The organism is Vibrio sp. Scap24, assembly GCF_013394185.1.
Lineage (GTDB): Bacteria > Pseudomonadota > Gammaproteobacteria > Enterobacterales > Vibrionaceae > Vibrio > Vibrio pomeroyi.
This window is the reverse complement of sequence record NZ_CP041332.1, coordinates 3,170,308-3,192,208: the sequence shown is the minus strand read 5'-3', so window position 1 is coordinate 3,192,208 and position 21,901 is coordinate 3,170,308. Positions and strand designations below refer to the sequence as shown.

Genomic DNA, 21,901 nt, shown 5'->3' with positions numbered 1-21,901 from the left:
ATCTAAGTCGGGTATTATAGTCACCTTTGCTCAATTAGTTGAGCTATTTCACACTATTTGTTTTCCTTCTTACAAGACGCGATATGTATACACTCCGCCCGTACCAAGCTGATTCCGTAAAATCAGTGATTCATTACTTCAGAAAACACCAGACTCCGGCTGTTCTCGTGCTACCGACAGGGGCAGGAAAAAGCCTTGTGATCGCAGAACTGGCAAGGCTTGCGAAAGGTCGAGTATTGGTGCTTGCTCACGTAAAAGAGCTGGTTGAACAGAACCATGAAAAATATGAAGGTTATGGGTTAAAAGGCTCGATTTTCTCGGCTGGCTTAGGCCGTAAAGAGACCGACCAACAAGTGGTATTCGCGTCGGTTCAATCTGTGGTTCGTAACCTTGATTCATTCTCTAACCAATTTTCACTCTTAGTTATCGACGAATGCCACCGCGTGCCTGACGAAAAGACCAGTAGCTATCAGAAAGTGATCACTCACTTACGCGAGAATAATTCTGGCATCAAGGTACTCGGCTTAACGGCAACACCTTATCGTCTTGGCATGGGTTGGATTTATCAATATCACACCCGTGGTCAGGTTCGTTCGGACGAACCACGCTTCTTCCGCGACTGTATTTTTGAACTACCAATTCGCTACTTGCTTGATGAAGGCTTCTTAACTCCAGCCCGCATGATAGATGCGCCTGTATTGAGTTATGACTTCTCACAATTAAAACCGGCAAGCACAGGCCGATACAAAGAAGCCGAGCTTGATATGGTTATCGAGCAGTCGAAACGCGCGACCCCGCAGATTGTCGACCAGATCATTCATCTCGCCCAAGACAAGCTTGGCATCATGGTGTTTGCAGCCACGGTTCGACACGCTCAAGAAATCCTTGGCTTACTACCCGAAGGCGAAGCTGCGATTGTGATTGGTGATACGGCAACACTCGAACGTGACCAAATCATCAACGACTTCAAAGAACGTAAAATCAAATTCTTGGTCAACGTATCGGTTTTAACCACTGGCTTTGATGCACCTCACGTTGATTTAATCGCGATTCTTCGCCCAACAGAATCCATCAGTTTGTATCAACAAATCGTTGGCCGTGGCTTACGTTTATCTCCAGGTAAAAAGGAGTGTTTGGTTCTCGACTATGCAGGCAACAGCTATGATCTTTACCAACCTGAAGTCGGTGATCCTAAACCGGATTCAGACAGTGAAATCATCACTATCCCTTGCCCGGCTTGCGGCTTCAATAACAACTTCTGGGGCAAGCTAGACAGCAACGGCTTCTTGCTTGAACACTTTGGCCGTAAATGCCAAGGCTACTTTACCGATGAAGACACGGGAGAGCGCGAGCATTGTAACTATCGCTTCCGCGCCAAATACTGTGGTGAGTGTGGCGCCGACAACGACATTGCGGCACGTATTTGTCATGAGTGCGACGCCACCTTGGTTGACCCAGACAAAAAGCTAAAAGAGGCACTCAACCTAAAAGATGCTTTGGTGTTTGAGTGCTTAGAAATGGATCTCAACGTACTTAAAGACGATAAAGGCAAGTCGCAGCTTAAAGTCACTTACCGTGGTGAAAACCAAGCGCAAGTGCATGAGTTTTGGTCATTAACTACTAAGAAGCAGAAGCAAAACTTCAAAGACCAGTTTGTTCGCCCTCACCTTGCGGATAGACACAGGCCCTTTGAGGAAGCGTCGCCATCGAAAGTGGTTGCTCACCAACATAGATTCCGCCCACCACAATTCGTGATTGCACGTAAAGTTGGACGCTTTTGGAAAATGAGAGACAAGATATTCGAAGACGAATTACAGCAGCGTTAAGAATAAGTATTACGTTCTTAACACTTGGCCGTTAGTCTGGCGTATTAAAGCATTCGCCATTTAAGCGTTAAGTTTTTCGGTATCAAATTCTCATTATTAATCAGGTTCACTTTCTGTTCAGAATTACTTTTTTATACTGAACGCTATCAACCTTCTCTAGGATTCGCTATGTTTAGTAAAGCTATGATTTCTTTGTTTTCTATAAGCTTAGGCTTATTTGTTTCTGCTGGCGCATGGGCTGACTCACATCATAACGGTCACGACCTAGTACAAGACGTTCACAAAGCAGGAACCCGTATCGAATTCGAAGAAGATCAAGACGAAGTCTATGAAGCGGTTCGAGAAGGCTATATTCGCCCTTTCTCTGAAATGTATGCCGCAGTAGAAAACGATCTTCATGGCCGAATCATTAAAGTCGAGCTAGAAGAAGATGATGATATTTGGGTGTATGAGCTAAAAATTAACTTCCAAAACAACATCATCAAAGTTGAATACAACGCCGAAACGTTGGACATGTTAAAAATTGAAGGCCGCAACTTTAAAAACGCAATTAAACACGGCGACTAATTAAGCATGACGAATAGTTAAGTACGACGAACAACCATTACAAAAATTAAGAAGAACAATTATGAAAATTTTAGTCGTTGAAGACGAACCTCGTTTGGGCCAACAAATTATTGAAACACTTGAGGGAGCCGACTGGGTTCCAGAACTTTCTCAAGATGGTATTGATGCACTCTACCGTGCTACCTCAGAAGAGTGGGACGCGATCGTTCTCGATTTAGGACTGCCTAAGCTTGATGGCTTAACCGTTTTAAAAGGCATTCGAGACGAAAACATTAACACGCCTGTGATTATCTTGAGTGCTCGTGACACCTTAACCCAGCGTGTTGAAGGTTTGAATGCAGGCGCAGATGATTACCTGACTAAACCATTCGAAATGGTTGAGTTGATTGCCCGTATTCGTGCTCAATTGCGCCGAGCTTCAGGCAGCGCGGCGCCAGTTCTTCAAATTGGTGATTTAAGCCTAGACACTCGCAGTTCTAAAGTTTTGTGGCAAGGCCAAGCTGTAAGCCTAACCGCACTGGAATATAAGGTTGTTGCTTACTTCATGCATAACCAAAACAAGGTTATCTCACGCACAGAACTGGTTGAGCACATCTACAAACAAGACTTTGACCGCGACTCGAACACGGTTGAGGTATTTATTGGTCGTATTCGTAAGAAAATCGCACCTAAGATCATCAAAACGGTGCGTGGCCTTGGCTACCAACTGAATGCTGAGTAGCGCCCTATCTAATTACACGAGAGGCAATCGTCAACGAGACTCAGTGTAATAGCCAATTAAATGGACAGCCTGTTCTGATCATCGAAATGCAATTAAATAACGGTGGGCAAAGGCAGGCTGGAAATGCATGAACCTAAAGAAACGAACTCTTAAAAACATCAGTCTAAAAAGCCGCTTGCTCCTCGCTGCGGCTTTTTGGCTTGGTGCGATGATATTAGCGGCAGGTGTCGGAATACCGAAACTGGTGAACGACTACCTAGTCGATGATATGAAGCAGCAGCTTTCCCTTACTATGGACGAGCTCACCGCCAATATCGAAACCAACGACAATGGCAACCTTATCATGGCGGAGCGCTTGTCTGACCCAAGGTTTAATCAACCTTACAGTGGGATCTATTGGCGCGCCTCAACCCAAGATCAAATCATTCGTTCTCGCTCTCTGTGGGACAAAGACCTCACCATCAAGCGTTCTCCTATTCACACCTCTATCAAAGGGCCTGAAAAAGAGAAGTTGATTTACATCGAACAAGATATCTACCTACCTTCACTGAGCGACCCAATCACCATCACCATTGGTATTGATGAAGATCCGTTAGAGTCGACGCTTGCCGAACTAACGGGCCAAGTATGGTTGATTCTGATGTTGTTGTTCGTGGGCGTGCTGATGCTAATTGGTATTCAAGTCAGCTGGTCTCTATTACCTCTTAGTAAGATGCAGCGCGAGTTGGTGATGCTCAGAAAGGGTGAACAGCAAGGGCTAAGCGATAACTACCCAAAAGAGGTCTCTCCGTTAGTTTCGGACCTCAATGCCCTACTCTTTCATTACCAAGAATTACTAGAACGTGCTCGTAACCACGCGGGTAACCTCTCTCATGCATTGAAAACACCATTATCGGTGATGAAAAATGAAATCGAGACGTTGCCTGACAACGAGAAGAAACTATTACAGCAACCGATTCAGCAGATCCAAAGCCAGATAGATTATCACCTTGGTCGTGCTCGTATGGCGGGTGCAATGAACATCCTTTCTGTGAAGTCGTCGCCTTGTGAACGTGTTGAAGCCATCTCAATGGCGTTTGATAAAGTTTATTCCGCCAATGAAGTCACAATGATCAATGAGCTGGACTTTGAACTTGAGGTTGCTGTCGAAAAAACCGACCTCGATGAAATGGTCGGCAACCTACTCGAAAACAGTTACAAGTGGGCGGGCAGCATTATTCGCGTTCACGCTAATGAACTGGCCGACGGCAATGTCGAGTTGATCATTGAAGATGACGGACAAGGCATTCCCGAAGAGAAACTCGAACAAGTGACCAAGCGAGGCGTAAGACTCGATGAAACCACTCCCGGAACCGGTCTAGGACTGAATATTGTGAATGAGATGGCGCACAGTTACCGTGGCAGCTTAACGCTCAGTAAAAGCTCAATGGGCGGCTTGAAAGCCTCCCTTGTTCTAAAAGTATCTCAGGCTTCTTAAACCAAGAAACTCATATCCTCATTAGCCCTTTGGTAAAAAATCAGAAGTTTGCGTATCACACGCAAACTTCTGATTTATCTTTATATGGTTACAACTCAAACTGGGTTAGCTCATCGAATGTAGACCAATGACATTGCCTTCGGTATCAATAACCACACTGATAAAACCATGCTGCCCAATCGCCATTTTAGGTACTTGCAAAACACCACCGTTCGCTGCCGCTAAACTTGCCTCGGTCGCACAGTCCTCACAAGAGAAATACACCATAGTGCTGTTGCCTCCCGCCTTTACGTCGGACATGGAACACAAGGCTCCTGTCGCGCCGTATTTTTCCATCTCGCAAGGGAACACCCACATTTCAATATCGATGCCCGTTTCGTTATCAAGCTTCTCCAACGTCACTTTAAACACAGCTTCGTAAAACGTTTTAGCTCTCGCCATGTCGTCGACGTAGATTTCAAACCAACCAACTGGATTCATTTGCATCACTTTGTCCTTAGCTTTCGCCCTTGTTCACCCTTAATTAGGATAGACAAAGTTGGCGAAGTTAGAGTTGGGGGATGACTCAAAGAGAGTGTTGGCTTCAGTCGGTATGAACAAATAAACAGAGATGAACAAGTAGAAACGACCGAACCCTGTTGAATTTAGCATTCAAACAGGGTTCGTATTTGACGGGTGTTATAAAGAGTTCAGAAAACCTAAAGGCTAGATATCATTCACCGCAACATCTAGGGTCTGTTGCTCATTACTGTACGAGCTTGCGCCAATGACCAAAATCTTTCCGTCGGTATAGTAGTCATGTTGATCATTTATTGCTTCAGCATTGGCGAGCGGTAAATTGACGAGTTCGATGCTTGGGTAAGCCGCTTTAATTTGCAGAGCCAACCTATCACGCTCTTCATCGACATTCGGATCAATCTTATGAAGTATGGTCACAATCCCAGAATACGGTGTCACTTTTAAACCATCATCGTAACTGATTGCTCCTAACCACTTGGGTTGATTGCTGTTGCTGTCTAGCCCAGCGTTCCACCAGCGTATGTGGCTTCTTTTCATCAAGTTTCCCGGCAGTTGAAACGCCATGTCTTGTGGTTGATTACGCCAATACAGGTCAGACACGGGCGGCGTCTTATCTTTAAGCAGCTCAAGGTAATGAGTCCACTCAATCTCGTTTCGAGAGAAAGTTTGGTTCTCTATCCAACCCAGTTGATTCATTAACTCACGTGGTGATTCCCCGACATACACGACATTGATTGCTTGCGCGTCATAAATAGGCGACAGCCCAGGAAATGCTTTATAAGTCACTTGTTGTAAATCGACCGTGCTCACTTGTGCCGATGTTTGTTGAGCTTGAAAGTCATCAGCTTTCCAGAAGAAATGAGCGTAGTTTGCGTAACACAACCAAGCGACTAAAAAGGCACTGGTTTTCAACGTTAGCTTTCGCCATTTAAGCTTGTAGCCGACAACAATAAAAATCGACACTGCCACTAAGCCAATCAATAAGTTTTGATGTTCAGTGAGAAAAACCTTAACTGCGCCCAGTAACGGAAACTGTTCAACGCCGTGTGCTAACAACATGCCCCAAGCGATAAATTGACCGCCACCAAGCAACAAACCTATCGAAGAGAACAGCGTAAAACTGCTCCATTTAACACGGTGAGAACCAGCGATAAAAGGCACCACCCAAGCAATCGGCCCTAACAGGCGCGCTGCGACAATAATATACATCCCCTTCTTCGCGATGAGATAACGACACCGAGCGATCAGCCTTTTGGTTTTTGGCCGAAATTTGATTAGCTTCTTTTGCGCGGTTGCGCCCCACTTTGAACCGATGAAGTAACTGAGTTGGTCGCCAATAAAGCCACCCAACATAACTAACACCAACGCCATCCATGCACCTGAATACAGTTGAAAGCCTGCAGCAATAAAAAAGGGCTCTCCCGGTACAAATAGGTTCGGGCCAATGAGTGCATCGCCTAATGCACCCAAAAACAGCCCTAGTCCATCAAACATAACAACCTCAGCCCTTACTGTTCTTTGTAGTGACCAAACTTGTAGTTCATCTCGTTGTTACGCATTTCGCCTTTAAAGAAGCGTCTTACGTTCGCTTTAAGATAAGTTGTGCCTGTTTTCACGACACCATCTTGGTCTAAACGACGTGGATCGAAGCCAAACGTCATGTTCAAGAATCTAAATCGCCATGTTTTGCTCGCTCGCTTTACGTAGTCGCAATCTTCACACAACACGATTTCCTCATCGAACCCGCCGATCTCATCATGCGCTCGTTTGGTAGAGAAAATACACGCACCAATCGCGGTAGGGAAAAAGAACTGAGTAGCAAACAGACCTGCGTTGAATAGCCCGTAGCCAAACTTATGCACCAATGGCAGCCCTTTTGAACTCATGTACACACCAGCGACTTCAAGCTTGTTCTCTTCTAGCTCATAAAGCGCTTTAGCGAGGAAGTTACGAGGCAAGCTTACGTCTGCATCCAAGAAAAGGATTCTGTTGTACTGAGCTAAAGCTGCACCTGTATTTCTACCAAGGCTTACGCCACGTTCTTGCATGTGATGGACGGTGAGTTTTGGTAGTGCACTTTCGTAAGCCTGAGCAACTTCTCTTGTGTTGTCTTCGCTGTTTGAATCAACAACAATCACTTCAAACTCTTGATGGGTTTGCACGCTCAACTCTTCCATCAAGCGGCTAATGCGTTTCTCTTCGTTCAATGTAATAACGACAATACTTACTGGTTCCATGTTTTCACCTGTTCATTCTGCTGATTAATTAACACTAAGGTTACCCAACCAAGCATTAACCAAGCCTTAGGTGAACATTCATTTTCCGTTCATTAACTTAATGATTTCGCACCAATATCAATGAACTCAAATAGCGATACAGGAACAGCAAAAAAGGGATAAACTGGGGCTAGCGAGTGTTTTATCTACAAACGAGCCAATTATCGAAGGAAATTCACTTTGTGATGGGCTTCTTACTTGCTCATATTCGAATGTGATGTTAGTATCCGCGCTCGCTTGAGCATGAACTCGTTTATGCCTAAGCATTACCACATACTCAAGGTCGCATTGAGGTGTGAAGTTAATTTTTACTAATTTGAGAGTAAAACTATGAAATTTGAAGCAGTAGTACGTACTGAACTAGGTAAAGGTGCGAGCCGCCGCCTACGTCACGCTGGTAAATTCCCAGCTGTAATCTACGGTGGTGAAGCAGCAGCTGTATCTATCGAACTTGTTCACGCTGAAGTGATCAACCAAATGGACAAGCCTGAGTTCTACGAAGCAATCACTCTAGTGATTGACGGCGCTGAAGTTAAGGTTAAGCCACAAGACGTTCAACGTCACGCGTTCAAGCCTAAAGTTGAGCACATGGACTTCATCCGTATCTAATTCCCTACCAAGGAATAAGATTGGATTAATCCAGCCTTCTGCATAGAAAAGATAATCGATCTTACCAGTCGAGAAATCTAGAAATTCGAAACCCCGATGCTACCAACATCGGGGTTTCACCGTTTTTGAGCCCTCAAAAACGTCGTAAATCTCGCGCAATACACTGAAACTAATAAACTTTCCTCTCCCCCACTTTATCCCAATCTTGCTTGGGTGGATTAAGGGTGGACGAAAGGTGGACTTATACAGTAGTTTTTCTTGATTAAAATACTAGGCGTATTTCTAACTAAATTCAACTATGGGAAAAACTATCTCAGTAGCTTTAGGACACAACTTGGCATCTAGTTGCGCTGATATGCACGAACCCAAACACATTAGAATAAAAACAAGTAATCCATTGTTTTTTAAGAGTTTAAACTTCCAAATCGTGTTAGTTTAAGTTAAAGTTCGCAATGTGATGCATATCTATTACTGACAACAGTATGGCGCCAGTTTTATCAGATGACCCAACTGCCGCATAAACAATGATGGTATCGAGTTAGTAGATTAAGAATTTACACCATGAATAGCTGTTGTGAAGTATTAATAAAAACTTTATCAGTAACCCGATGATGCACTACATGTCTCAAGCTTCAACTAAATCGAATACCCAGATAGTACAAAAAATTAGATATCGAGTATGAGCAGCTCCCGAACTTAGGTCGAGCCTCCTGGTATTCAGTGATGTTATAAGGTAAGAAATGAGTTCTATAAAAGGCCCTGGTGGAACAGCACAATCACAATCAAAAGAACAAATGAGTTTAGCTGTCATTCGAATGATTGTTGCTGCAACTGGTTTAAATACATCAGAACCAGCAATAGATAATTTCGGTATAGATATATCCCTGATAGCAAAGGATCTGCCGGGGTTATATGAAGAAACGTATATCGCTACACAATTAAAATGTGTACAACGTTCTGCTGTCAAATTTGATATGAAGAATAAAGAGTTAGTGTATCCACTCCCAGCAAAGAACTATAACAAGCTTGTTACAAAGGGAATGCACCCTAAAATATTAATTCTTCATGTAGCTCCAAACGACCAATCAAAGTGGGCTCATTTTAATAAGGTTTCTTGCACTATGTATCATGCATCTTATTGGCTATATTTAGGTGGGCAGCCCAAAACGACTAAAGGAAATAAAACCGTACGTATCCCATTCAGCCAAGTGTTGACTCCTAAAGCCGTGATGTGGATGATGAAACAAACAAACCTCGATATACCTTTATTTAACTGCAAAGGAGTCTACTGATGAACAATCAACAATATCATGACTCCATTACGGCTCTACTCCAAGCAAATAATTGGGAACAAGTTTCAAGTGGTAGAGCTATGGTGGTTTGGAAAAAACAAAACAATAAATCAATTCAATTACCTAGCGAAGAGTTTATCAACGATGAGCTTGCTCCTCAGTTATACGACAAAGCTATCGAAGTAATCGCTATCAGCGAAAACTCAACGATAGATAGTGTCATAGAGGCTCTCTACGCTTCTAATAGAGAAACTGATGTCATCAGCATCCGTACCAGTGGTGAAGGCGTACCACATGGTAAAATAAGTCTCTTTTCAGGTACAACGGCTCTATGTGCAATATCTTCGCTAATCAAAGCTAATGCAGAAAAAAACTCAGTTGCGAAAAAGGGCTTTAAGAAGAAACTCGAAGAACACTATCTCGAATCGGTGAACCTCTTAGTCCCTCAAGCCGGCTCATTTATACATAAAGTTGAAATTGACCTTACGCCTTTTACTGCTGAGGAAGATAGTAAACCGGAAAAGAATAATCAAATAGAGCAAGAGCCAGCAAACCGCTCGATCAATGTTAAGCTTGCTGAGATGTTAATTGCCTTACAGAAAATCGAACCAAAGAGTCTAAAATTAACTAGCTTAATAAAGCTAGGTATTACTGAAAAAATTAGTCGAAGCTTAATTGATTCGTTTACAGATGAAGTCGATAGCGTCGATTATGACTTCAATTGGTCACCTGTACACAAAGAGCCGGGGTTAGAAACTAATTTAATAAGCTTCAATCGTGGCCACCGAGAAACCTTTAAAAAAATCAAAAAAATGTTTGCAGGCACTACAACTTTTCCAATTGTAAATCTTGAAGCACATATTGATGGATACTTAACACCAGGAGAAGGAAATTCAAGCTTAGAATTAAGAATTAGGCTTGAGAAACGCGAGCGCCTCTGTGAAGTCATTGCAGAGCGTAAAGTTGTTGAAGAACTTATGGCTGAAATGAGTAACGATTCCACAAAAACAGTAAATGTCACAGGTAAAATCACCAAGGTAATAAAAAACCAAAAAGCATCTTATTTCCTCAGTGACGCAATTATTTCTCCATCTAGCTCAAAGCAGCTAAACTTACTTGGATAAATCAACCGAACAGAAAAATCAGAAAAATTAACCGCCTACGGGCGGTTTTCCCTCACGTTTAAATATTAGAGCTCTAAAAAACCTTGCTCTAGAAAGATTAATTGGATGATACAAGTTAGGTTAAACTGATAGCGAGGAAATCACTAGGCTTATAACAACCAAACTAAGCAAGCCGTTGAAACGGTCGCAAGCAGTTTTTTACTTCCAAATCATAGAGCTTAAATGACCGTGAAGAACCAAGCCGCAGGTTAGGCGCTAACCTGAGAGCTCCTAACCATAAGAACAAGCTTACTATATATCGGTTTATGCGCGGTATACCTAACTGATTCACTCATCGGCTTTGTTACGTAATTCAATGGAACTAAATCAAGAACCTACGATCTGATTCAGCTACGTCCACTACCTCTCGTAGCTCTATTCCTAAACCTCGTTACAAACCAACTGGAAGCAATACAACCAATCACTCATTAACTGTGGCTCTCTGACCTTTTGGATAGATGAAGAGGCATAATAAGTGTCACTGCAATTATCAACAACCTCACTATTTCAAGTGTTTATGACTTGTGCTTTAATGTACCCATGTGCTACTGGGTGAATTTAAATAACAAGAAAAAGTGATGGAATCATATGGTCCTTAATGGATGCTCCATGGTGGCTAAGCGTATTACTATCCGCATGTATTTATTTTGGACTTTCATATATATTTCCTAACTTAGCCATGAAAGTGATAATTTTATCTTTAAAGCTGTAGCTCCAAACTTACCCTTGATGGCACCATACTTTACGTTCTTATTTTTACTTCCTGCACCGATAGCATTTTTCAAGCAGTACCAGAGGAATAGAAGCTTTCTTACGACGAGCTCTCAGATTAGAACGCATAAAAATGCCTCACCGCTAGCTAAATCACCTAAACTGCATAGAGTTTGAAAGTTATATTGGTGAATACTTTAAGTCTCAAGGATATTTGGTCAAACAATCCTTCTCTCAGAAATCTGACGGTGGTATTGATATTTGGCTTACAAAGGATAATGAATTAAGCCTTGTTCAATGTAAGCATTGGAAGACTCGCAAAGTGGGAGTGCAAGTTCTAAGAGAAATGTACGGTCTCATGATCGCGAACAATACCAGTAAGATGATTATTGTAACGTCGGGAGACTTCACTTCTGAAGCCATTGCCTTTTCCCTAGATAAACGCTTGTGGTTGGTCAACGGCCGTGAATTAGTTCATATGATTGAAGATGGGCGCTGCTTTCAGAATAAACCATCTATACCTACGCCTACACAAGCCGCGATCTGTGAAAACAAGATTTGCCCGAGTTGCCAATCTTAACTCGTTATACGTGTAGCTAAGAGAGGAGCTAAATCTGGAATGACTTTTTATGGTTGCTCTACGTATCCGAAATGTCGTTACACTTGTAACTAATGAGCTCCATGTTCGAAATTATCAATGTTTGCTATCGAAAGGCAGTGCTTATTTAACTTTAAAACGTCCCTTTTAATGTTGGGGTCGATAGCCCGCTCAGTTTAGTTGGGCCTTATTTGAATTACTTTTCCCATAGCAGTAAATCTTTTAGTACCGGCTGTGGAAGGAGCACCTTTCAAGAGTAGAAAATGCTTAAACACAACTAATTAAAGGTTGGAATTATGGTTAAGAACATTATTGTTACCGCGATAATAGGATATATGGCATGGTCGTTCTTTATTGATGATAGTTTGAGAACATATGACGGTTGTCTTGATGCCTTGTATTCCCAATTCACCGCTATAGAAGAAAAGGGGGAAAGAAAAGCTATAGCTAGGTTACGTTGCAATGAGCTTTTAGCTGAGGGTAAAGTTACCCCCAAGTAGTCTAGTTAATCAATGGCGTGTTAAGTGGCGCGTCAGAATCTCTTTCGCCCCAAAGTTTGTAAAAACTATTGCTCATTCACAACCTGCACCTTCGTTCTTTCTAGAAATTTGTTAAACCATAAAGCAAAGCATAATGTATGGTTGCTTATTAGTTTAATCTTCTCGACACCATGAAGCCAAACTATAGGTGTAATCAATCTTATTTTATAGACTAATAATGACAGGTATGCTTTTAGATAGTTGTTGGCTTTCCAGCAATGCTCGATTTAGAAAATACGTTTTTCTTCAGAGCCGTTTTTGGAAGCTATCCAAATTGGAGAGATAATCGTCAAATATCATGATCTTGGCCTATGTTTATGCGATTTTCATGGATTTAGTATTCAGATGAAAATATGATACTTCACACTGTAAATACATAAGCACCCAACCACTAGGCTAACTCATGAAATCGATCAAGCTGGACCTCAACAAAGCTGAATACGATGAACAATTTTCTTCTCAAGATCTGTGGCAAAGGCAAGCGGCAACGGCTTTGGTTAAACACCTCGAATGTTTTGGTAAACAAGCCTCTATGATGCTCTCATACGAGAGTAAGTCGGACTCAAGTCGGTATGGAAGTCAGAATATCCATAATGCGATTCTAATCAGCGGTGGTCGAGGAACTGGTAAGTCAGTATTTCTGAAAAACGCTGAAGCTCTCTGGGGGGATTACGTCAAAACAGAAAAAGGTAAAACTCTACCGAAATTGTATTTTACTCCTTTGATCGACCCAACCTTACTGCAAGATCATGACAGTTTCACCAATGTCCTCGTGGCCCACATTTATAATCAAGTGATTGATGCTCTTAGCTCTTGTGTTCTTCAAAAGGAAGCTGAGAACCAGGAGAAGAATAAGCAAGATTTTTATAAGGCATTGCGCAATCTGGCGGAAGCCATAGAACAACCAGGTGAAAGAAGTGACCACACCGGCTTAGATAAAATCATTCAGTATAGTTCAGGCATTAAAATTGATGCTCTATTCTATGAGTTTGTTGCAGCAGCAAAAAACATTCTTAAATGCGATGCCATTGTACTACCGATTGATGATGTAGATATGGCGTTAGATAAGGCTTATTCCGTTCTAGAAGAGATTCGCCGTCGACTTTCTTGTCCAGATATAATCCCGCTTGTAAGTGGTGATTTGGAATTATATCAACATTTGGTAAAACTGAACTTAATTCAAAGTTTAAGTGGGAGCTTTGGAGAAAAGAATTTATACGGTGATCAGAAAAGTGGTAAATTGGCTGAAGCATACTTAGCGAAGGTGTTGCCTAATCATTACCGCATTGCTTTAAAGCCGATAGAGGACCTTGTCTCATATCTTACGATCATCGACCCTGAACTATCGACATCAAATAACGAAAAGTCGTATACAAAGTATCAAGTTGATTCAAAGAAATATTTTTTTGGTCCAATCAATGGTGAAGAAAAAAGCACAGATTATCCGTTACCGACCTCAGCTCGTGAAGTTGGTCAGTTAATTAGATTACTTCCTCCATCGACAATGCACAAAGATGGCGTTAATTGTAAAACTTCACTAGAAGACTGGGAGAGTATGCTGATCTGGTCAGAAGGAATGCAGCATGGCGCTGGATATGCGTTGGCGCGGTCAGCCATACAACTTGTCCACAAGTCTAAAGCATTTCGGTTGAACCAGTTGATGGCATTTAATGTACAAGAACAAGCAAATGAACGCTTACCTTGGGCTCAGTATGATTTTATTGCTGAACAAAAAGTCTCAGCAGAGTCGTTTGATAAAAAAACCAACAATTTCCTGCTTTCTTGTACCGTCAACGATAAAATTTTACGTAGCATGCCGCCTCTGGAAATGCATACAGACAATATGTCAGTCACTGAGACTAACGCAAAGAATGTTAAAAACCCAATAGCGTTAGCTATTTATACTCATTGGGCGTATTACAGCACTCAAGGCTACCAACAACGTAAAATCTTTTTTAGCCGAGCTTTTGATTTACTTGCAACATCGTTGTTTATGGCGGCAGCCTCAAACACATCAGAAGTAGATGAAGACGGAAAAGCAGAGCTTATTGACAAAGACAAAAGAAATAAGTTTCGAGAGATTCTAAATACGGTTCCATTCTATTCAATTCATGCTCTAAATCCGACGAAGACAGTTGAAGAAGATCTTTCAAAAGAAGGAAGTATTGCAGAAAATTTGGAATCAGATCACGAAGAAGGTGATAGTGCACTTGTTGATCAATTTTCGGGTCATTTACTTCAATGGACTAAAGATAATCAACTTGATGTACAAGCTTATATAAAAGACTCAACGCGACTTGTTGCGTTACTTTCGGCAGTATTTAATAAGGCATTCAGTCAGCTCAATCTTTTAAGAAACCTGTATCATAAGGGCGAACACCCTGAAGAGCAGTTACTTGATGGGATTCTTCGCTTTCGCTATATCGTAGCGAATGCGTTTGGCTTTTTTATAAAGTCAAAAGGGGTAGTACCAGCGAACTTAGCTCTTACCACTTCACATATTACACTTCGAGAAAAAGCGACTTTCGCTAATTCGTCTAGCACTTATAAAAGAAATGTCAGTTGGGTTGATTTGCCTGAAAAAGTAGATGACTCTTTGGGTGAAGATGAAGGAAGTGAACAAATAGGCCCTACACTCTCGAGTACTGAAGTGATTGAAGCTCGCTTTGTAAAAGCTGTGATGAATCATCCAGTGTTTACTCAGCTAGGAGTAGATATTAATAGCTGTGTTAGTGAGCAGTCAGCTCTGATTACCAACAGTTCTGGATCTCCAAGAAAGCAGTCTCTTACCGACAGTCAAGCGAAAGAAAAAAGGAAAAAAGCGGGTGAAAAATTTGCATCAATAACAGCCCTAGCTGGCAAAGGTAAGCAATATCTGAGCCCTGATGCCTTGTCTAAGGAAATCAGTGATGGAGAAATGCCGCTTGAAAGTATGGAAGAACTTTGGAATAAGCTTAAGGAAGAACTGGAAAAAAGTGAGCGTAGCGAGTTTGCAAAAAATCATTTAAAGGTCTTTGACGCTTTAGCTAACAAGCTGGGAAGAAACTTAGATGTATAGTATGCAGCTTCAATGGCTAATTCCGGCTGTATTGCTTAACTCTGATCGCTTATTAAACCATACGCTCAATACTCCCGATTCAAACGTTACGGAAGTCGCCAATCGCGAACAGCTTTATCGTATGGCACTGCGTGACTATCAAGGCTATTTGCCCGGAAGGTTACGACAGGAAGATATAGATCTTGCTTTAGGTCAATGGATAGACATCTCTAGGCCAATTGATCTCTTGTCATTACTGGACAAACTGAGGCAAGAGTTTATCCGCTGGCAAGGTGATCGCTTTGAGGTTAAACATCGCCAATTAGAACCTTGGCTCACCTTACTATCTCAGGTTGATCCAGCTTGGGTGATCTCAACTGGCTATTCGGAATGGTTGGACAATGGTGTGCTATCGGTGGAACAGGTAATTGAATTGACACGAGCTCAATGCCCCAATGCCCTACCGAAACGTTTTGACGGAGAACCAATCGCAGATAACCATGTCCATCTTGGTGGACATGGGCACTACAGTTTATCTATGGCAGCGTTTGCGCTACACCTAAATAGTCGACCTGAACAAACACAGGACCGCTGGCCTTATAGACAAGAGCACAGCCTATTTAATAGTGGATCATGTGATATAACAAAGCTACCCGTGATGTTTCATAGGCTGTTTAGTTTGTTAGTCGATGGTAGTACAGAATGCGAGTCATATAGTTGGGAGTCATTGGATGACCATAGAGTCAGCCCTTATTCTACAAAGTTGCAAGAGTTAACGTCTTCAGGTCCAATTCAGCGTCTTCTAGTGGCAGCGACTAATGAAAATGGACCTGCAAGTTGGTTACTTCTCACAACAGCTATTTTATTGCTCTTACGTCAGTCAAAGTCTGTATATCAGACCTCATTGGTACAAGCATTTATTCAAACATCCTCTGTTCTACGCAATTATATGGTTGTCTCTGGCGTTGGTTTGGGGGATTTTGTCGACTACTTTGGGTTCAATTATCGAAAACCGATAGTGGGGATGGATTACGGTCGACATAGTCAACTATATGATCTTTATGATAACCATTTGCGTGAGTTCAGAGTTGCCAAAAATACTTATAAATATTTCGCTGATGTAGCACGAGTATGTCTTGAGGCAAAAAGCGATGCACAAATTCACTTTGTTTATCACTTCACTAGAGGTTTCGAGACAAAAGATAAGAATAGGCGCTACACCAAAGCGCGTCAGGGTAGTGCTAAGTCAGTAAGAAAACTACAAAAATTTTTTAGCTCAGTGACTTTTGATTCTTATCCTATTATTTTTGAAAATTTTAGTAACAGCCAGCGCGTTGACTTAAGGGCTATGTTACGTGGGTTTGATGTTGCGGGTAATGAAAACGAATTACCAATAGAGGTCTTTGCGCCAGCCTTACGAACATTGAGAAGCGCAACTCATCGCCATAAGTTTCCATTAGAAAAACGCTTACGCCAGCCATTTATTACTTTGCATGCAGGGGAAGACTATGGCCACGTGCTTAGCGGTTTACGAGCTGTTGATGAAGCGGTTACGTTTTGTGACTATCAACCGGGTGATCGAGTTGGTCACGGTTTAGCTTTGGGTGTAGATTTAGACAAGTGGATTGAACGGCAGCAGCATATTTACCTACCGCTACAAGAACATATTGATAACTTGGTATGGTGTTATCAACATGGAATGGAGTTGATTGCAAATTATCCTCAGTTTCAACCTGCAGTGATGATTGTTAAAGAGAAAATTAGTCATTTTTGCTACGAACTATATGGGAAAGAGTTCTCCCCACGAACTTTATATCAAGCATGGCTATTGCGCAGAAATTGTCCTTTAATGGCAGAAAAGAAAGGTGCAGAGCTAGATGCTGAGTGGCTACTTTGGGTTCCTGATGCTAGTTTAATTCGGAAAGGTCAAGACACTGAGAATGTAAGCGATATGACTGATCTTTATCGCATTTGGCTAAAGTATTTAGAACGTAAGAGGCATGATAAAGATCGAGAACAAGTGGTTTCTATTAGTTGCTCTAGAGTGGGGAATACTGATACGTGTGTCTTACAAGCTGGCCAACTCAAAGATTCGTTGTCCCCGGCTGAACTAGAACTCATACATGGAATCCAAGACCTTATGCTCGAACGCTTCAGTCAGTCACAATGGGTATTAGAAGCTTGCCCAACCTCAAATCTCTATATTGGTAGATTAGAGACTTATGATGAGCATCCGATCTTTAGATGGTCTCCCCCAAAGAGAGATGAATTGCAGCCTGGAGGAAAATCAAATCGTTTTGGAATTCGTACTGGTCCTGTTCGAGTTTGTATCAACACTGACGATGCAGGGCTTATGCCTACAACTCTTGAAAATGAGCATAGAGTGATCAAAGAATGTGCGATTAACAGCTTCGGTGTTAGTGATCATGACGCAAGTCAGTGGATTGACTCCATACGTCGAACCGGTGTAGAGCTTTTCCATTCAAATCATCTAAATTGGACAACTTAACGTGATCGAATAATGATTTATCGCATATTTCAAGCACTGCTTTAGTCAATTTTTACTAATTTCAAAACTTAGCTAAAAAGGCAAAAGGTAGATATGTACTATTATTCTTCTATTCAAATTAAGTGGGCTAGAGCAACGTATCTAGCCCACTTTTGCCCCATTTTCAGTTAGTATAATTATTCATTCGCAACCTGCTCATAGCACTTTCCCCTAAAAAGTTATGCGAGTGTTCGTAGTATGATGTGGCGAAGGGCTCTATGGTATCTCAATGGATTACCATCAAACATTAAGCGGTATTTAGCGTAGTTAGGCGATATGCGCTACTGAATGTACCCATTTGGTTCTTAGACATGTTCAATGTTATCGAGCCCATAAATACAAATTAGCCCTACTGGGTATTGTCCAAACATCATTAGAGCACACTTATATAGGTATATCTAACGACCACGCTTCCTTGACAAGCTATTGAATGTTCTAACCCTTATCGGGACTCGCTTCAAAGAAAGTGATTTGGTTTACTATGAAAATATAGGACTATTTGAGTGAAGAGATAGTTATTCTAAGATATTGAACCGAAATACCATATCTGGTAAATCGGTTCCATTAAGAGCTAAAGCGAGTTAAAAATGAAAGCGTCCTGTTAAGTTAAAGCCTTTTGGCGTACAGTCTGGTATAAGTGACAACGCTTTTCGATCACTGTTTCGCACATAAGTATCATGAGTTTTATGAGAATCAGAAAGTTGTAGGTATTGGCCTTGCTCTCGTTCAACCCACACACTACAGAAGGCTCCAACGAACTTTTTATAATGCTGTGGTTTAGCTAGAGGCTTAGATGTAGTGTACGTCTCGATACACTTTGAATGGCGATGTATAATATCTTTGTTCTGCATGACCAATTGTAAGTAGTCATCATCAGAAATGTTCTCAGGAACAATTCTACCTTTGTAACCTCCTTCAGAGTGTTGAGGGTGGCTGTGCTTATCATAGTTCCACCACACAGATAGTCGAATCTCTTTGCAACCAGCATCACACCATAAGATCACAGAGTTTCTTCCTAGCAGTTCACATTCTAAAAAGCCGTCATCAAACTTTGCTGATGGGTCTAAGTTAACTAATCCCATATCTAAGAGTTTGTTGAGAGCGTGACCCAGCAAATGTCCCTGCGCGTTTCGTATGGATTTTGGTTCTTGTGGGCACTCTAAACTATGTATGGCTTTAGCCCACGGTAAAGGGGTGCCATTATTTCTAGCTACCATGTCAAGAGCAACATTAAGGGTGATAGGTTTATTAGTTTGTTTGCTGGCACGAACCATTTTCTTTGCATCATCTTTACAGCGTGCAATAGAGCGGCCTGAAGGGAATAGCTTTGTAGTGGACATATGTAACCTCCTGATCAACAGTCAGTCGTGCCGCCTTCAACGTCTGTATTCAGAAGAAACAAATCAAATAACTAATGCTACTCAGAGGGGAGCTTCGCCAAGGGCGGCTAACAGGCTGCACGAATACCTGACCACAATATTACCCTCAGTTGCTTTACAGCACAACTACGTTAATGGACTCCACTTAATATGGTGTGTTCTCAATCGGTATCACACTTGCTAATAGTGTTCCTTGAGTTTCTAAAGATCAGTTGCAAAGAGCTGGTACAAAACTTGTACTACATTTATAAATAAGCTATTGGTATTAAAGAAAATACATTAACCACTTACTTTAAATAGTTCGAATCCATATAGGGAAGTATCCTGCTTCTTTTCTTACCAAAATTTTAAATAGAACCTTACCCCATAATAGTAATCACCATGCATTAGGTAATAAATTACTTGCCAAAATTAGCAAGTCAATGACTCAGTTTTGCCCCTAAATAAGTCAGCACCAATCTTTATGAAATTTAAGAATGATGTTTTTGCAATACTTGAACTAATGACAAAGCATTTCACTTACTGGTTGAAGGCGAGCAAAAACTAACTTTCAATCATGATTACGCACAAATTGTTGTTCAACTATTTCTAAGCTAATGAATAACCGAAAACTCAACAGAAATTTTTGATTGATAGAACGCCTTGAATAGGAAGCAATGCGTGCCTGCAGTGTTTTCAACTAGAAAGTCAGCTCTATACTACACTATGTGCGTATGCTCCCGTTTATTAGGTGATTACTTGATACATGCTCAATGTATGAACTAGTTCTGGCACGATATTGTATATGCTACGAGGTGTTCAGTAGTCATCACGTAACCATTTGGGAAATTTCACCTAGATTAAAAGTCTTTTGTAGTTCAACTAAAATTCGTGCTTAACACTGGAGGTAATCATGAAACCAACGTACAAAACTAGAGCAGACCAATCTCAGACTAACTATCTTTATCAAAAATCTCTCAGGCAGGATATAGACTCCTTATTGGATGGTGTTGAAGTTCCTAGGCCAATGTATGCAGAAAATTGGACGCTTGAGTCAAAAGTTCATCAATCTGTCAAGTTGACAGATGATGTAAGGTCTACTCGTAACTTCGTGGGGCCCCAAACAAATATCGTTAGAGATGATTTGAGAAGAAAGTCTTTTTCAATACATATTGAAGGCGATAAAAACACTTTGATACTCTCGGAAATAAATAACTCAAAAATAACGAATCAAAGCGTGATTGATGAAGACGTTTGGAGAGCAGATTTAGCTCTAGACAAATACTCAGGTAAAGTGAGCACCCTTTATATTAAAGAAGTTAATGGAATTGGAGTGTTGTTCTTCAATGGTGTTGTGGTTCCAACTCTGGATACGGATATAGACTTCCCATTTATTAGTATTTCTCAAGTTCCTATCGGTCATGTTCCTGAGGCGCCTTCTCCTTTTAGTATTATAAGTTACAAATCACGAAAAAGTAGAAAAGTTTACTACAGAACGTTTTCAGACGCTGGGTTTGGTGAAGAGCAAATTCTTATTACAGATGATTTAATTGGGGGGGCTCCACTTGCAGCTGTAGGAAACAAGGTTGTCTTTTACGTCAATAAATTCAACGACGGAATATATCAACCATGTATCGTCATTTCAAACGATGGCGGAGCCACCTTGAGTATACCGGATGAAATTGATATTAAGAGTGTCTCTGATGTCGCAATACAGTATCAACCACTTTTGTCTGCACCAATAATTGATTATTCAGGTATGATTCACATTCCAATCAGTGTGGGCTTTAAAGACGGCTCTCGATTACTAGACATATTGGTAGAGGATGCGACGGCTACTGTTGCTATTGAGAGTCTGGTAACTGATGATCAGGCTAGCATTGTCGGTGCGGCTGCTTTTCCCAAAACTGTTTGTAAATCTGTCATTATGTTTAATGATGAAAATATTCCTCTTAAACAGGACTTTAGATTTGGTGATGGTACTACGGATGGCGTAGGAGTAATTACGACACTTCTACACTCTGGTCAGCTCTACACGAGTAACTCTCAATCAGGCGGAGCATCTTATCCAGAGAAAGTTCATTTAAACCATGAGATGCTCGACATCGCGTGCTTCTCGGCAACCGAGTGCTTCACAACAGGTAAAAAGCCAAACATGGTTAGTATGGATTATATTTTTCTAGAAGCTATTGAGAAAAACCGACCAATCTCCGGAGAGTTGCATCTTGAGACTTGGGATATGCCTCTGCCGATTCCACAAGGAAGTGCGTCATTAATGGACGACAATACCATTGAATTAACTATACATAATAATGGTAATTTTTTACCAGGAGGGACTGATATAAAAATTGATCCTTCTCTTGTAAAAGTCACCGAGGTTATCCTTGAAGATCATAGAAGAGCATTTGTGAAATTTGAGACTATAGGCTCGGAGAAAAGTATTAAAGGCTTGAGTTTAAATGTTGAGTCCAGAAATAATTTCTACTTCCATAAATTGAATTTAACAATTAAGTGAGAGGTTTTCAGTATGAGTTCTGAAGCAGGCTTGACCTCGTAGCCGGGAAATTACTAAATTAGTAGAATCACTAGATCTTTTTTGTGTCCAATGGCGAGTTATAATTATTCGGATTCCGAATTAGGAATCCGACTTTACTTATAAG

Annotated in this window: 15 protein-coding genes and 2 pseudogenes; 13 read left to right on the top strand and 4 right to left on the bottom strand. The window is 41.3% G+C overall.

Features of this window, described 5'->3' with window-relative positions; translation table 11 throughout:
* The first annotated feature begins 83 nt into the window (after positions 1–83).
* The 4 genes from FLM53_RS14275 to FLM53_RS14260 all read left to right on the top strand — a co-directional run bounded on the left by FLM53_RS14275 (position 84) and on the right by FLM53_RS14260 (position 4,591).
* Positions 84–1,826 (top strand): DEAD/DEAH box helicase, encoded by a 1,743-nt coding sequence (locus FLM53_RS14275; RefSeq protein ID WP_176681537.1) that lies wholly within the window; start codon positions 84–86, stop codon positions 1,824–1,826.
* Between the two features lie 168 nt (positions 1,827–1,994).
* Complete coding sequence (locus FLM53_RS14270; RefSeq protein ID WP_132763695.1) at positions 1,995–2,393, top strand: PepSY domain-containing protein; 399 nt, start codon at positions 1,995–1,997, stop codon at positions 2,391–2,393.
* Positions 2,394–2,454: 61 nt separating this feature from the next.
* Positions 2,455–3,114 carry a response regulator transcription factor gene (locus tag FLM53_RS14265; protein ID WP_004741316.1) on the top strand — a complete coding sequence of 220 codons (660 nt, stop codon included), beginning with the start codon at positions 2,455–2,457 and terminating at the stop codon, positions 3,112–3,114.
* Between the two features lie 127 nt (positions 3,115–3,241).
* The gene (locus tag FLM53_RS14260; protein ID WP_176681538.1) at positions 3,242–4,591 is read left to right on the top strand and encodes an ATP-binding protein; all 1,350 of its coding nucleotides are present in this window, start codon (positions 3,242–3,244) and stop codon (positions 4,589–4,591) included.
* A gap of 105 nt (positions 4,592–4,696) precedes the next feature.
* Here the strand turns inward: FLM53_RS14260 and FLM53_RS14255 are convergent, their stop codons facing one another.
* The 3 genes from FLM53_RS14255 to FLM53_RS14245 all read right to left on the bottom strand — a co-directional run bounded on the left by FLM53_RS14255 (position 4,697) and on the right by FLM53_RS14245 (position 7,347).
* A complete protein-coding gene (locus FLM53_RS14255; protein WP_176681539.1) occupies positions 4,697–5,077 on the bottom strand; it encodes a VOC family protein in 381 nt (126 codons plus the stop codon).
* A gap of 219 nt (positions 5,078–5,296) precedes the next feature.
* Positions 5,297–6,604 (bottom strand): LssY C-terminal domain-containing protein, encoded by a 1,308-nt coding sequence (locus tag FLM53_RS14250; RefSeq protein ID WP_176681540.1) that lies wholly within the window; start codon positions 6,602–6,604, stop codon positions 5,297–5,299.
* Between the two features lie 14 nt (positions 6,605–6,618).
* The gene (locus FLM53_RS14245; protein ID WP_176681541.1) at positions 6,619–7,347 is read right to left on the bottom strand and encodes a glycosyltransferase; all 729 of its coding nucleotides are present in this window, start codon (positions 7,345–7,347) and stop codon (positions 6,619–6,621) included.
* Between the two features lie 369 nt (positions 7,348–7,716).
* On the opposite strand from FLM53_RS14245, the gene rplY reads away from it, so the two are divergent.
* The 8 genes and pseudogenes from rplY (at position 7,717) to rdrB (ending at position 17,844) form a co-directional block, all read left to right on the top strand.
* Positions 7,717–7,995 (top strand): 50S ribosomal protein L25, encoded by a 279-nt coding sequence (rplY, locus tag FLM53_RS14240; RefSeq protein ID WP_132763680.1) that lies wholly within the window; start codon positions 7,717–7,719, stop codon positions 7,993–7,995.
* Between the two features lie 740 nt (positions 7,996–8,735).
* The gene (locus tag FLM53_RS14235; protein WP_102541399.1) at positions 8,736–9,287 is read left to right on the top strand and encodes a DUF4365 domain-containing protein; all 552 of its coding nucleotides are present in this window, start codon (positions 8,736–8,738) and stop codon (positions 9,285–9,287) included.
* Complete coding sequence (locus FLM53_RS14230) at positions 9,287–10,411, top strand: hypothetical protein (protein WP_176681542.1); 1,125 nt, start codon at positions 9,287–9,289, stop codon at positions 10,409–10,411. Before FLM53_RS14235 ends, FLM53_RS14230 begins: the two co-directional genes overlap by 1 nt.
* Positions 10,412–10,827: 416 nt before the next feature.
* Positions 10,828–10,919 (top strand): annotated as a pseudogene (locus FLM53_RS14225) (IS5/IS1182 family transposase); the annotation flags it as partial.
* A 93-nt stretch (positions 10,920–11,012) separates the two neighbouring features.
* Positions 11,013–11,834 (top strand): annotated as a pseudogene (locus FLM53_RS14220) (restriction endonuclease).
* A gap of 221 nt (positions 11,835–12,055) precedes the next feature.
* Positions 12,056–12,259 (top strand): hypothetical protein, encoded by a 204-nt coding sequence (locus FLM53_RS14215; RefSeq protein WP_102541401.1) that lies wholly within the window; start codon positions 12,056–12,058, stop codon positions 12,257–12,259.
* 442 nt (positions 12,260–12,701) lie between these two features.
* The gene (locus FLM53_RS14210) at positions 12,702–15,356 is read left to right on the top strand and encodes a hypothetical protein (protein ID WP_176681543.1); all 2,655 of its coding nucleotides are present in this window, start codon (positions 12,702–12,704) and stop codon (positions 15,354–15,356) included.
* A gap of 1 nt (position 15,357) precedes the next feature.
* Positions 15,358–17,844 (top strand): antiviral RADAR system adenosine deaminase RdrB, encoded by a 2,487-nt coding sequence (rdrB, locus tag FLM53_RS24025; protein WP_176681544.1) that lies wholly within the window; start codon positions 15,358–15,360, stop codon positions 17,842–17,844.
* Between the two features lie 620 nt (positions 17,845–18,464).
* Here rdrB and FLM53_RS14200 read toward each other — a convergent pair.
* The gene (locus tag FLM53_RS14200) at positions 18,465–19,223 is read right to left on the bottom strand and encodes a hypothetical protein (RefSeq protein ID WP_176681545.1); all 759 of its coding nucleotides are present in this window, start codon (positions 19,221–19,223) and stop codon (positions 18,465–18,467) included.
* A 931-nt stretch (positions 19,224–20,154) separates the two neighbouring features.
* Here FLM53_RS14200 and FLM53_RS14195 point away from each other — a divergent pair.
* Positions 20,155–21,756: a hypothetical protein gene (locus FLM53_RS14195; RefSeq protein ID WP_102541405.1), complete on the top strand. Its 1,602-nt coding sequence runs from the start codon at positions 20,155–20,157 to the stop codon at positions 21,754–21,756.
* Positions 21,757–21,901: the final 145 nt, after the last annotated feature.